Raw genomic sequence first — 12,642 nt, 5'->3', positions numbered from 1 at the left:
TATAGCCCAGGCCATTAGTTATATTTCGGTGCGGTTGTGTTCATAGGAACTTGGAATTCTTGCTCGTCGTCATTGCCGACCGTCTCGTCGACGATGCCCAGCTCTTCTTTAATCCAGTCGTATCCGTCTTTCTCCAGACGCTGCGCCAGCTCGGGACCGCCGGATTTGACGATTCTGCCCTGCATCATCACGTGTACGAAGTCAGGCGTTACATAATCCAGCAGGCGCTGGTAGTGGGTAATGATCAGGAAGCCGCGGTCTTCGCTGCGCATGGCGTTAACGCCTGTTGCGACGATGCGAAGGGCGTCAATATCAAGACCGGAGTCGATCTCGTCAAGAATGACGATGCGCGGATCGAGCATCAGCATTTGCAGAATTTCATTCCGCTTCTTCTCGCCGCCGGAGAAACCTTCATTGAGGTAACGGTGCATAAATTCCGGATTCATTTCGAGTTCCTTCATTTTGCTTTCCATCTGGCGGATAAACTTGATCAGGGAAATTTCGCTGCCTTCTTCACGGCGCGCGTTGATCGCGCTGCGGAGGAAGTCGGCATTCGTTACGCCGGCGATTTCACTCGGGTACTGCATCGCCAGGAACAGGCCTGCGCGCGCTCTCTCGTCGACGGCCATTTCCAGCACGTCTTCGCCGTCCAGGCTGATGGAGCCTTCGGTTACTTCATATTTAGGATGGCCCATGATCGTGGAAGCCAGCGTACTTTTACCGGTACCGTTAGGTCCCATGATGGCGTGGATTTCTCCGCCTTTAACTTCAAGGCTTAAGCCTTTCAGGATCTCTTTGCCTTCGATTTGTGCCTTAAGACCCTCTATTGTGAATACGGGTGCGTTTGCCATAGTGATTTAACCCTCCAACTTTTCAATGAATTTCACTTTATAATCATTCTAATATGATTATCAATGATTCTCAATAGCTTCATCATAGTCTATGCCGCCAGCTTAAATCAAGATAGGGCATTTTCCCCCGTCTATCGTGTTTAAACGCCGTCATATGAGCTTTTTCATTGTACGGCGAATAAAACTATGTAATTCTTTCCAGAATGCCCGGCCTGCTCCGAAAGAATTCCGGTTGAACGGCGACTGTTCATTCCGGTTCCGATCTTCTTGATCGCGCCGCCGCCAGTCTGCTCAGCCGCATCAGCGGGCAGCCGGCGGTTATTACACCAGGCCTTGACTAGGACCCGCTAACCGGCACTCCGTCCGCCAGTGCTTTCTCGATCCTGTCCACTGCCGCCTGAAACGCTTCGTCGCCAATCACCGGTGTCCTGCCCGCCGATTGCAGTTCTCCGTGGAGCTCGATCCAGGACCTGCAACCTTCGTAGGAAGGATCGACGTCCAGGGTAACCGGCTTGTCCAGCTTATACACCCGCAGAAGCATGACATGAAGAGGCTGCTTGCGCTTCCACTTCAGTCTTTCCTCCGCAAAGGTCTCGGTCCAGATATGAAAAGGCTGCAGCTTCTCCAGCGTCTCCGCGTCGCTGACTTCAATGTCGCGGACCAGTTCGGCCCAGGAGGAAATCGTCACCTGCCTGTCGTCCGGATTCCAGCCGTCCAGCGTCTCTTGAAGCCTCGGCTGAGCGGAATCTTTAATGAGATGCGGCTTCTGGTGCTCGTAGGTCGGATACAGGTAAAAGGCATCGGAAACGACCCGGAAATCTCTCGTTTCTTCGCGGATGCCGCCTTTTCGCATGATGAGAATCTGCTCGCCCTGCTCCAGAGCCTGTACGGCCGAAGCCCATTCTTTCAACGCCATTTGGGAATGTGTCACCGTTTACACCTCTCTTGCCCGTTATTCGGCTCACTCCCTCTTATTATAGTGGGCGCATTCCCAAAATGCCAAACCCGCCCGGCAAAAATTGCGAAAAATCGACGGTAAATTTTTCGTGAAGGCAGCCAAAAAACCGGCGGACCTCCTGTGAGGCCGCCGGTCGGCATCCGTAACCGGGGTTATTTCCGCACCGCAGGGCCTGCCGCCGGCTCGGGGCTGCAAGTCAAGTTAACCGCAGGCGTGTCAGCCGTTCAGGAAAGAACCGAGCATCCAGCGGTGCTTCTCCAGGGACTGGGTAATGCCGAGCAGCATATCGGACGTCCCTTCGTCCCCGGCTTCCACGGCTTCTTTCATGCCCGTTTTGCATTCGTTTATGACGGTTTCGAAATCGGCGAGCAGGGCGCGGACCATGGCATCCGGCTTCTCGCTTCCCGAGGCTTCCCCGATATCGCTCAATTCCAGGCACTCTTTGAGGGTGGCGACGGGCTTGCCGCCGATGGCGAGCAGACGCTCCGCCAGCTCGTCGACATAGCCTGCCGCTTCGTTGTACAATTCCTCGAACTTCACGTGAAGGGTGAAGAATTGATCTCCTTTTACATACCAATGATAATTGTGAAGCTTGACGTAAAGCACGGTCCAGTTGGCTACCTGTTTATTCAATACTTTGTGGGCGGAACGGATCGCAATCGACATGACGTACCTCCTGATGTGGGATATCTTCCGGTAGTGTAGGCCGAACGGAGCCGTTTTATGTAAGCCGTGTCCAGGGACCGGAGCCCTAAAAATTGTGTTTCATGCAGGGGTATTTTCCTTTATACTAGTATTTAAGTCGGAATTAACGGACAACCCGGTACAAGCCGCCACTTATTAATCTTTCTCAGGAGGAACGCCCAATGACTACGACGTACCACGCGCTGACGGAAGCGGAAGCGATTGCATATGCCAAAGGACTGCCGAACATTTTCGCGCCCGACGCGGTGCTGACAAGCCGTGAAATCGGGGACGGCAATCTTAATCTTGTTTTTCACATCTCGGATGAAAAATCCGGACGCAGCCTGATTCTGAAGCAGGCCTTGCCTTACGCGAAAGTCGTAGGAGAATCGTGGCCGCTTACGCTGGACCGCGCACGGATCGAAAGCGAAGCCCTGCAGCTACAGGGTTCCCTGTGCCCGGATCTCGTTCCTCACGTTTTCGCGTATGAGAAAGAGCTTGCGCTGACTGTCATGGAAGACTTGAGCGATCATGTCATCATGCGCAGGGGCTTGATCGAGAAAAACAAATACCCGCTCTTCGCGCAGCATATCGGCCGCTTTATGGCCCGCACGCTGTTTTTCTCGTCGGATCTCGGAATGAACCAGCAGGAGAAGAAGCTGCGGGTCGGCCGGTTCATCAATCCCGAGCTTTGCAAAATCACGGAGGATCTGATTTTCGACGATCCCTACCGCGATTCGGAAAACAACAGCATCGAAGATCATCTGAAAGATGCCGTGCAGGCGATCTGGCAGGACCGCGAGCTGCATCTGGAAGTCGCCATTTTGCGCAATACGTTCCTGACGCGGGCCGAAGCTCTGCTTCACGGCGATCTGCATACGGGCAGTATTTTCATCAAAGAAGATTCCACGAAAGTCATCGATCCCGAATTCGCCTATTACGGTCCGATGGGCTTCGACATAGGTGCCGTGCTGGCTAACCTGCTGCTTAATTACGCCGGCCAGGAAGGCTGGAGCGCGAATGAAGCCGAGCGGTCGGAATACCGGGAATATCTGCTGGAAACCGTCAAAGAAGTGTGGACGGTATTCGAGCGTGAATTCCGCGCCCTGTGGGACAACGAAACGGTCGATCCGATGTCCGAAACGCCTGCCTATCAGGACTGGTACCTGAACCGTGTTCTTCAGGAAACCGTCGGCTTCGCCGGCTGCAAAATGGTCCGCCGTATCTACGGCCTCTCGCACGTGGCGGACATCGACACGATCGAAGACGCCGCGGCACGCGAACGTGCGCAAAGACTCGCGCTGGCGATCGGCACGACGCTGATTAAGCGGGGCCGTCAGACAAGCTCCATCGATGAACTGATTGCGGCCGCCCGCGAGGCAACCGCCGTGAAGGAGGGTATCCGCTAATGACTGCACACGGAACCGACGTACAAAGCGAAGGCCAGCGCGGCTGGGTCCAGTCCGTCCGCTGGAACGGAGAGCGGCTTGATCTGCTGGATCAACGGCTGCTTCCCGAGGAAATCGTCTACCTGCCGCTGGAAACGCCCCACGAGGTGTGGGAAGCCATCCGCCACCTGAAGGTCCGCGGAGCGCCCGCGATCGGCATCGCCGCGGCTTACGGGGTCTTCCTCGGCATCCGCGACGCCGAAGAAGACGAGGCGATCTCGCGCGAAGCGAACCGGCGCCGGCTGGCGGGCGAAGTCGCCAAGCAGGCGGACTATCTCGCCACCTCGCGCCCGACCGCCGTCAATCTGTTCTGGGCGCTCGACCGCCTCAAGCGGCTTACGCAGAAGCTTGTCGAGATGGACATTTCCCACGGTGAAATGAAGCAGGCGGTTCTTACCGAGGCTATCCTGATCCAGGCCGAGGACGAAGAAACAAACCGCCGCATCGGCGAGTTCGCCCTGGAGCTGTTCGAGGACGGCATGGGCGTCCTCACGCACTGCAACGCCGGCGGACTCGCGACGGCGAAGTACGGCACCGCGCTGGCGCCGTTCTACCTCGCGCAGGAGAAGGGCGTCGCGCTGAAGGTGTACGCCGACGAGACGCGTCCTGTCCTGCAGGGCGCGCGCCTGACGGCGTTCGAGCTTCAGCAGGCGGGCGTCGACGTGACACTGATCTGCGACAACATGGCCGGCGCCGTCATGAAGAAGGACTGGGTGCAGGCCGTCATCGTCGGCACCGACCGCGTGGCCGCCAACGGCGACGTGGCCAACAAGATCGGCACGTACAGCGTGGCCGTGCTGGCCAAAGCCCACGGCATCCCGTTCTACGTGGCGTGTCCGATGTCCACGATCGACCTCAGCACGCCGACAGGGGAAGATATTCCGATCGAGGAGCGCGGAGAGGAAGAAATTACGCAGGGCTTCGGCAAGCGTACGGCCCCGCAGGGCGTCAAGGTGTACAATCCCGCTTTCGACGTGACGCCAAACGAGTACGTGACCGCGATCATCACGGAGAAAGGGATTGTCCGCGCGCCTTTTGCGGAGAATCTCGCGAAATTGTTCGAAGAATAATACGCCGGTGTCCCGGCAAACAAGAAGCCAGCCCGGTAAATAGCCGGGCCGGCTTTTTTTGTGCTGCGGATCGCATCGAAATGCTTACGGCGGGCAGGTCAGGTTATTGTTCAAGACCGGGACCGAGGACTTCTTTCCCGCGACGTTTTCTCGGCTTCGAGCGCCTTCTGGATAATGGCCGGCATATCCGGCAGGTCCTTCCAGATATCGAGCGAATCTTTCTCCGCTCCGAGCAGTTTTTCCAAAATTTCACCGATGGCTTGAAGCTTCGTCACCACTTCTTCCACCGTCCAGGCGAAAATACCGGGGTCGTAGAGAAAAAACAGACCGACCATGAAAAACTCGACCACTTCCCGGGGATGGCTCGTATGGAAGCTCCCTTCCCGGATGCCCTGCTCGATAATGGCCGTAATGAAAGGCGTGTAAGCCTTGACGGACTCCACGAGCATTTTTTGATGAAGAAGCGCGTTGCTCTCATGGTGCATATAATCCAGATTGTCCAGATTTTCTCCCCGCTTCACGAAATCTTCCTTCAGGATCTTGACAATTTTCTCCCGGCCGGACAACTCCGGATCTTCCGCAATCGTTGAAACAAGCCCCATATGGTCGTCCAGCATGCGCCGGATCATCGCGTCCGCCAGCTCATCTTTCGACTTGAAATAATAATAAAAGGTCCCCTGGGCGACCCCGACCTGTTTAACGATATCGCTAACCGCGGTCCGTTCGTATCCTTTTATACGGAACAGCGAATCCGCAGCGGATAAGAGCTCCTGTTTGCGTTCTTCCGGACTTTTCGTCACACGTGCCAACTTCTCCACCGCCTTTATGCCTGCCTGTCCGATTTCCTGTTCTAAACTTAATCGCGGAAGGAGGCTCTTTCTTTTAAATTTAACTATTGACTGTCAGTCAGTCAATGTTATATAGTCTTTTCATCGACTGATTGACAGTCAGTCAATTATATTTTTGGAGGATTCCACTCATGCAAAAATCACGCAAGATCCCCGCTATCATCACCCTTCTGCTCGGTTTCTTTATGGCGATTCTGGACACGAGCATCGTCAACGTGGCGCTTCCCCGGATGAGTGAATTTTACGCCGCGGACACCGCAAGCATTTCCTGGGTCGTGAACGGCTACAGCCTGTCGTTCGCCGTTTTTCTGCTCGCCGCTTCCCGCCTCGCCGACCAGTTCGGCCGTAAAAAAGCGTTTATGACCGGCTTGTTCCTCTTCACCTTGAGCTCCCTGCTGTGCGGTCTGGCGGGCTCGATCACGTCCCTCATTCTTTTCCGTGTCTTTCAAGGAATCGGCGCGGCGTTGATTACCCCTCTCGTCGCCCCCCTGATGCTGGCGCTGTTCCCTCCCGAAAAGAAAGCCGTCATGATGGGCATTACCGGCGCTTTGGCCGGCCTTGCGGCCGCAAGCGGACCCGCCCTGGGCGGCGTGCTCTCGTACCAGCTCGACTGGCAGTGGATTTTCTACATCAATATCCCGTTCGGCGTTCTGGCCCTCGTTCTCGCCGCTTCTTCCCTGGCGGAATCTTACGATCCGACGGCCACGCGAAAACTCGACTGGGGCGGCATGCTGACGGTATCGGCCGCCTCGCTGGCCTTGACCCTCGCTTTTATGCAGGCGAACGACAAAGGCTGGGATTCCCCTTATATCTTGTCGCTCTTCGCGGCGGCTCTCGTCTCGCTTCTTCTCTTCCTGCTGATCGAATCCCGTGTAAAAGAACCGATGCTTCCGCTGTCTCTTTTCAGAATCAAAAGGTTTCCGTCCGGCAATCTCGGGCTGTTCCTGCTCGGGATCGGCATGACCGGCCCGACCTTCATCCTCGCGTTTTTCCTTACGCAGGTGATCGGCATGACGGAGCTGCGCGCGGGACTCATTATAAGCGTCCTGGCCGTCGCGTCCATGATCTGCTCCGTGCTTGCCGCCAAAGGCGCCGCCAAGCTGGGTCCGCGGATATTCTCGGTTACCGGAATGATCCTGCTGGCCCTCGGAACTTACCTGCTGGCGGGCCTCACGACGGAATCCTCGACGATCGATTACATCTGGCGCCTGGTCATTGCGGGTATGGGAACCGGCATGGCAATTGCGAATTTGACGGCAACCACCGTCCTGCTTCCCCCGCCGGACAAAACGACTATCGCCATGGGCATCGGCACCATGGCCAGAACGATCGGAAGCGCGCTCGGCATCGCCGTACTCGTCGCTCTGCTGTCCCATTCCATGCGGGCCGAGATGGCTTCCGCCCAAACAGAGCTGGCGGAGCGGGTCGCAAGCAGTTCTCTCTCTGCGGCGAGCAAGGCGGAACTTGCCGAAGCCCTGCAGGGTACAGCCGGAAACCGCGGAACTGCTGCGGGTGGCGCTTCAGGGGCAATGCAGGGCCTGCTTGACAAGTGGGACCGCAAGGAGCGGGAGCAGCTTCAAGCCGCTTCTCCCGATGCGGCCGGGCGGGTGAAGGAAGCTTTCGCCAAAGACAAAGCGGAGCTGCAGGTTCTTCTTCCCCGGCTTCAGGCGGTGGTAAATACCCGTACGACGGCCGCGTTCGGCCTCGTGTTTAAAATCAGCTGCCTGGCTCTGCTTCTCGGTGCCGTCTGCGCCTTCGTTAACGGGCGGAAGGCGGAAGAACCCGCACGAGAAGCGGAGCGGACGGGAAACGCCGTCCGTTCCCCGCAGTAGGCGGAAATGCACGGCAAAAAACACCGGTTCCAAGGAAACCGGTGTTTTTGCTCGCTTGTCTGGTGATGGAGCCGCCCGTCATGAAGGCGGACTCCCCGCATCTGTTACTTCCCGGCTGCCGCGTTCCCCGAGAGAACGGCCTCGATCCGCTCCAGCACGCCCGCCGCCAGCTTCACGCCGTTGGCCTTCACGTTCTGCTCCACCTGCTCCGGACGGCTTGCGCCTACGAGGGCGCTCGCCACGTTCGGCTGGCGCAAAATCCAGGCGAGGGCCAGCTGTCCCACGGTAAGCTCCAGCTCCGAGGCAATGCCTTCAAGCTGCTTCACCTTCGCGATGTTCTCCGCCGTGACGGCCCCGCGCATCGTCTCCACTTTGGCGGCGCGGCTGTCGGCCGGAATGTCGTCCGCCGACTTGTATTTACCGGTCAGGAGTCCTTGCGCCAGCGGCGAGAATACGACCTGACCGATTCCTTTTTCCTCGCCCAGCGGAATGATGTCTTTCTCGATATAGCGGTTGAACATGTTGTAGACCGGCTGGTTGACGACGATTTTATCCAGCAGGTATCTCTCGGCCAGACCGAGCGCATCCGCCATTTGAGCGGCTGTCCATTCGCTTACCCCTATGTACAGCACTTTGCCCTGGGTAACGAGGTCGTCAAGCGCCCGGAGCGTTTCCTCCAAAGGCGTCTCGGGATCGTACCGGTGGCAGTAATAGATGTCGACGTAGTCGGTTCCGAGTCTTTTCAGACTGGCATGCGCCTGCTCCATAATATGCTTGCGGGAAAGGCCCCTGTCATTCGGTCCTTCGCCCATGGGCCAGAAAGCTTTCGTCGCCAGCACGTACGATTCGCGCGGATATTCCTTCAAAGTGTCGCCGACCACCTTCTCGGCTTCTCCCTGCTTGTAAACGTTTGCGGTATCAAAAAAGTTAACGCCCAAATCGTAAGCTTTACGGATCGATTGAACCGCATTGTCACGTTCGACGTAGCCTCCATAAGTAAGCCAGCTTCCGAGGCTAATCTCACTGACCTTCAAGCCCGACCGTCCGAGTCTGCGATAGTGCATGTTCCATAAACCTCCCCAATCTGTTTTCACGAAGCGGACAAGCCGCCTCCCATTGCCATCATAAAATACTTTCTATATGATGAACAGTAGTGATCTTTTTTTGATCATACCCATAAAAATGTTGCTGCTACACTTTTGTTTAGCAGGGTTACGGCCCCTTGCGGCCGACTCATTTTCGTAAAAGGAGGAAGCGCCTTCATGACAGCTCAATCCGGTAAAATACCGGCTGAACCTGCGGCAAGCAGTTATATTCCGAAGGAGCCCGGCATTATCGAATGCTCCATTGAAAAGACGCTTGATGTCATCGGCGGAAAATGGGCGTTTCTTGTGATCCGGGAGCTTTTCGACGGAACGAGACGCTTCGGGGAGCTTCAGCGCAGCATCGTTTCAATCAGCCCTACCGCACTGACGAATATTTTGCGCCATCTGGAGAAGCAGGGCGTACTGGAGCGGGAAGCTTTTGCGACCGTGCCGGTAACAGTGGAATATACCCTGACGCCGAAAGGCCGGGATCTGCACAAAATTTTAAAAGAAATGAAACTTTGGGCGGCAAAATGGACCTGACTGCCGGTTGAGACGGTCAATCGCCGTCGAAGACCAGGACTTGGGAACATGAACGAAGCCGGGAGAGCGGGGAAAAAAATCATGACGACTTTAAGACCGGAAGAAGTAGTAAAGCGTTTTTTTGATGAAGTGCGGTCGGGAAAAAATTTGGAAGCGGCTCCCGATCTGATGGCCGGAAAAGTATTCGCCCACCAGGTCCAGTCGGAGCAGGAAGTCACGGTAGAGCGCACGCCCGAGGTTTATGCGGAGCACGTGCGGGAAATGCTCGATGCCTACGGCCCTTTCACTCTGGAAGTACAGGAGCTGCTCGGCTCCGGCGACCGGGTGTACGTACGCTGGAAGCAGACGGGAACGCACATCGGCGAAGTGGACGGCTATGCGCCGACCGGCCTGCCCGTAATCGAGCTGGCGAGCGCGGTGTACCGGGTCGACAGCGGCAAAATCGCCGAGTACTGGATCCAGATCGACCGGGCGGGTATCGAGCGCCAGTTGAAGCGAAATGCGGCGGAAGCCCGGGTGGCAACAGCCGAGGCGGAAGGTGCGGCTGACTAGCTGGCCGTCTGAGTCGCCGAGACGGCGGATACAGGGCGGCCGGGATAACGGCGCTTTCGGTTAACGGACAAGCAGCAAACGCGGGCGTGGTATGTGGTACGAAACATAAGGAACGAGATATGAGGTACGCCTATACATATGACAGCTGGAGTTCCACGAAAAGCGACAAGAAAAAGAAGCCGGGTATCCGGCTTCTTTTCTGTCTTTCTACGACGCGATGCCTGAAGAAAACGACTAGGCAGCGAGAAGGGTACGGAAAATGTCCGCAAGTTCTGCTTATGGCATGCGCAGGCGCTGCCAAAGCGCTCTTCGGCAGGCTGCGCTCCGGTTACAGCACCTCAGGCAGTTCCCGGCACGCAGATGTCCTCTCCGCCAGTTTCCGATGCGGATATGACATCGCATGACGGCGGCCCGCATTTCCCCTACTCTTACGGCTTACAGCTTAACGGCACAGCCGCTCGCCGCCGAAGCGTTGGACGCTTCCATCAGGCGGGTGAGGTCCGCTGCGAGCAGCAGATTCTCCTCCGCCCGGGTACCGGACTCGATATGGGCCACCCACTGCTCAAAGGCGGAAGGCTTCGCCTGAGGCAGATCCGTGACCGTCTGCCACTCTTCCCCTTCCTGAGACCGCGTACGGAGCAGGAGCTTGTCGTCATGCTGGGAGTACAGCAGCGTGCCCTGCGTGCCGTGAATCTCGATCACGAACGGGGAATGGCTGTTCACAAAGCCCGCTTCCACGATTCCCAGAGCGCCGTCCGGATAACGCAAGACGCTTACCGCGTTATCTTCAGCCGGGCGCCCCGTGACGCTGCCGTAATTGGCCGTCAGGCTTTCCGGCATGCCCAGAAACAAGCGGGTCAGGTACATCGGATGGCAGCCGAGATCGATCATGGCGCCGCCCTGCGCAGCGGATTGGTCGAAGAAACGCTCAGGAAGCCAGCCGCCCCCTTCTTCACGGCTTACTGCGCCGTTATGGGACAATCTTGTGCGGACCAGCGTCAGTTTTCCAAGAACCCCCTGTCCGAGAATGTTCTGAATCCCCAGGGTGTACGGGGCGTTCAATCTCGGCAGCGAAACCGTCATCACTACGCCCGCCTCGCGCACCGCGTCCATAATCTCGCCGCATTCTTTCTTCGTGGCGGCGACGACTTTTTCCGTAAAAATATGTTTGCCGGCTTTAGCCGCCGCTACCATAACGTCCCGGTGAAGACGGGTCGGGGTCGTCACGATAATACCCCCGATTTCCTCATCGGCAAGCAGTTCATCCAGGTTTTCATAGAAGGTAATTCCGCGGGTTTCCGCTTCTTTGCGGCCTCTGGCCGTGTCTTCATCCCAAATCGCGGTCACTTGTGTGCCGGGATGCTCGTTGGCGTCTTTCTCGTAATCCAGGGCATGAACGTGCCAGAAACTGAGCAGAGCGACTTTTAACATAGGAAAACGACCTCCATTTTGTCTGGTTGGTGTGAGCATGCCGGAAGGGCGAAACCTTTTGCCCGGCGAATGCCTTTTGTACGGAAGTGCTTGTGGATGTTAACTGGTTTAGAGAATATGTACATGTTGAACGCGCGTACATCGATCTGCAAAAAGCATGACCGGCTGCAACTGGTCCACTAAAAATAGCGTAAAGTGGCTCTTCAGAAAAGTCAACTGTCCCGCTAAGATGAGAAAAACAGCCGTTACCAGGCAAATTACAGGGGTGGAGACTTTGAGAAGAAAAGAATTCGGTATGGAAGACTGGCAGGAAGTCGAACAGTTTATGAGCGAAATGACATTCGGAATTCTGGGGACCACGGGTGAAGACGGGTATCCGAATTTAAAAGCTCTTAATTTTGTATACTGGGACGGTGCGATTTATGCCCACGGCAGCAAAGTCGGCGAAAAAATTTCGGACCTGGGCCGGAATCCTTTGGTTACTTTCGCTATATCGAAGGAATACGCGCTCATTCCATCGTATTTTACCGAGCCCGTGTACGCCTGTCCGGCGACAGCCTTCTTCAAGTCCGTCGTGATAAAAGGCAAGGCCGTCCTCGTGGAAGATTTGGAGGAAAAAGCGAAGGCGCTCGGCGTCTTCATGGAAAAGCTTCAGCCTGAGGGAGGCTACGAGCCCTTCTCCCTGGAAAATCCAGGCTACGTTAGCCAAATCCGCGGCGTTGCCGTAATCCGGATCGACGTGGACGACGTGTCGGCCAAATTCAAGTTCGGCCAGAATATGAAGGGCGCCAAGCGCGAAGCCGTGGTGAGCGGACTCGAAAACCGCGGAAAAGAACTGGACGAGGAAACCGTTCGTCTGATGAAGCTGTACTGTCCGGCGCATAAGGAGGGCTGACAGGCGGCGGACGAGAGCATCGCGCGGGGAGAGGGCCGCGCGAACTGGGCGCGATGCGGGTTTAGCTGCTGTCGGTGACCGGCTCCGTGCGACGAACGCCCGCACGCGGAGAACTCGCGGTAGCGCTTGGCGCCGGTCTCCCCGCTGCCATTTCGTCCGCTTGGACAGGACGCGCAGCGGGTTTAGCGGCTGTCTGCGACCGGCTCCGTGCGACGAACGCCCGCACGCGGAGAACTCGCGGTAGCTCTTGGCGCCTGCCTTCCCGCTACCATTTCGTCCGCTTGTAGAGGACGCGCAGCGGGCTTAGCCGCTGTCGGCGACCGGCTCCATGCGATGCCGCCGCAAACGCGGAGAGCTGCAAGAACACGTGGCGTTTGGCGCCTGCCTTCCCGCTTATCGGACATCGGGCAGGCAGGGAGTCTGACGCAGACGGTGCCCTCCCTTG

At 56.9% G+C, this 12,642-nt stretch carries 12 protein-coding genes; 6 read left to right on the top strand and 6 right to left on the bottom strand.

Annotation, left to right across the window (positions count from 1 at the left end; genetic code table 11):
• Positions 1-14: 14 nt before the first annotated feature.
• From sufC to C4S74_RS07940, 3 genes are all read right to left on the bottom strand, one after another.
• A complete protein-coding gene (gene sufC, locus C4S74_RS07950; RefSeq protein WP_009671509.1) occupies positions 15-851 on the bottom strand; it encodes a Fe-S cluster assembly ATPase SufC in 837 nt (278 codons plus the stop codon).
• A gap of 337 nt (positions 852-1,188) precedes the next feature.
• Entirely contained in the window at positions 1,189-1,782 is a 594-nt protein-coding gene (locus tag C4S74_RS07945; RefSeq protein WP_103994792.1) for a DUF1802 family protein, read from the bottom strand.
• Positions 1,783-2,025: 243 nt separating this feature from the next.
• Positions 2,026-2,475, bottom strand: a complete 450-nt coding sequence (locus C4S74_RS07940; RefSeq protein WP_103994791.1) for a DNA starvation/stationary phase protection protein — start codon at positions 2,473-2,475, stop codon at positions 2,026-2,028.
• A 200-nt stretch (positions 2,476-2,675) separates the two neighbouring features.
• On the opposite strand from C4S74_RS07940, the gene mtnK reads away from it, so the two are divergent.
• Positions 2,676-3,902, top strand: a complete 1,227-nt coding sequence (gene mtnK / locus C4S74_RS07935) for an S-methyl-5-thioribose kinase (protein WP_103994790.1) — start codon at positions 2,676-2,678, stop codon at positions 3,900-3,902.
• Positions 3,902-5,011, top strand: coding sequence for an S-methyl-5-thioribose-1-phosphate isomerase (mtnA, locus tag C4S74_RS07930; protein ID WP_103994789.1), 1,110 nt, complete (start codon positions 3,902-3,904; stop codon positions 5,009-5,011). The genes mtnK and mtnA overlap by 1 nt, the downstream gene beginning before the upstream one ends.
• 110 nt (positions 5,012-5,121) lie before the next feature.
• Here mtnA and C4S74_RS07925 read toward each other — a convergent pair whose 3' ends face one another.
• Positions 5,122-5,811 carry a TetR/AcrR family transcriptional regulator gene (locus C4S74_RS07925; protein WP_258042434.1) on the bottom strand — a complete coding sequence of 230 codons (690 nt, stop codon included), beginning with the start codon at positions 5,809-5,811 and terminating at the stop codon, positions 5,122-5,124.
• Between the two features lie 179 nt (positions 5,812-5,990).
• Between C4S74_RS07925 and C4S74_RS07920 the strand changes: the two genes are divergently transcribed.
• A complete protein-coding gene (locus tag C4S74_RS07920) occupies positions 5,991-7,691 on the top strand; it encodes an MFS transporter (RefSeq protein WP_103994787.1) in 1,701 nt (566 codons plus the stop codon).
• 104 nt (positions 7,692-7,795) lie between these two features.
• Here the strand turns inward: C4S74_RS07920 and C4S74_RS07915 are convergent, their stop codons facing one another.
• Positions 7,796-8,755 (bottom strand): aldo/keto reductase family protein, encoded by a 960-nt coding sequence (locus C4S74_RS07915; RefSeq protein WP_103994786.1) that lies wholly within the window; start codon positions 8,753-8,755, stop codon positions 7,796-7,798.
• A 198-nt stretch (positions 8,756-8,953) separates the two neighbouring features.
• Here C4S74_RS07915 and C4S74_RS07910 point away from each other — a divergent pair, with 198 nt between their 5' ends.
• Positions 8,954-9,319, top strand: a complete 366-nt coding sequence (locus C4S74_RS07910; protein WP_181024344.1) for a helix-turn-helix domain-containing protein — start codon at positions 8,954-8,956, stop codon at positions 9,317-9,319.
• Positions 9,320-9,400: 81 nt separating this feature from the next.
• Positions 9,401-9,871 carry an ester cyclase gene (locus C4S74_RS07905; RefSeq protein WP_103994835.1) on the top strand — a complete coding sequence of 157 codons (471 nt, stop codon included), beginning with the start codon at positions 9,401-9,403 and terminating at the stop codon, positions 9,869-9,871.
• Positions 9,872-10,306: 435 nt separating this feature from the next.
• Here C4S74_RS07905 and C4S74_RS07900 read toward each other — a convergent pair whose 3' ends face one another.
• A complete protein-coding gene (locus C4S74_RS07900) occupies positions 10,307-11,302 on the bottom strand; it encodes a Gfo/Idh/MocA family protein (RefSeq protein WP_103994785.1) in 996 nt (331 codons plus the stop codon).
• A 274-nt stretch (positions 11,303-11,576) separates the two neighbouring features.
• On the opposite strand from C4S74_RS07900, the gene C4S74_RS07895 reads away from it, so the two are divergent.
• The gene (locus tag C4S74_RS07895; RefSeq protein WP_103994784.1) at positions 11,577-12,197 is read left to right on the top strand and encodes a pyridoxamine 5'-phosphate oxidase family protein; all 621 of its coding nucleotides are present in this window, start codon (positions 11,577-11,579) and stop codon (positions 12,195-12,197) included.
• The last annotated feature ends 445 nt before the right edge of the window (positions 12,198-12,642 follow it).

The sequence above is a fragment of the Paenibacillus sp. UNC499MF genome (assembly GCF_900107975.1).
Classification (GTDB): Bacteria; Bacillota; Bacilli; order Paenibacillales; family NBRC-103111; genus Paenibacillus_F.
This window is presented reverse-complemented; position numbering and strand designations above follow the sequence as displayed.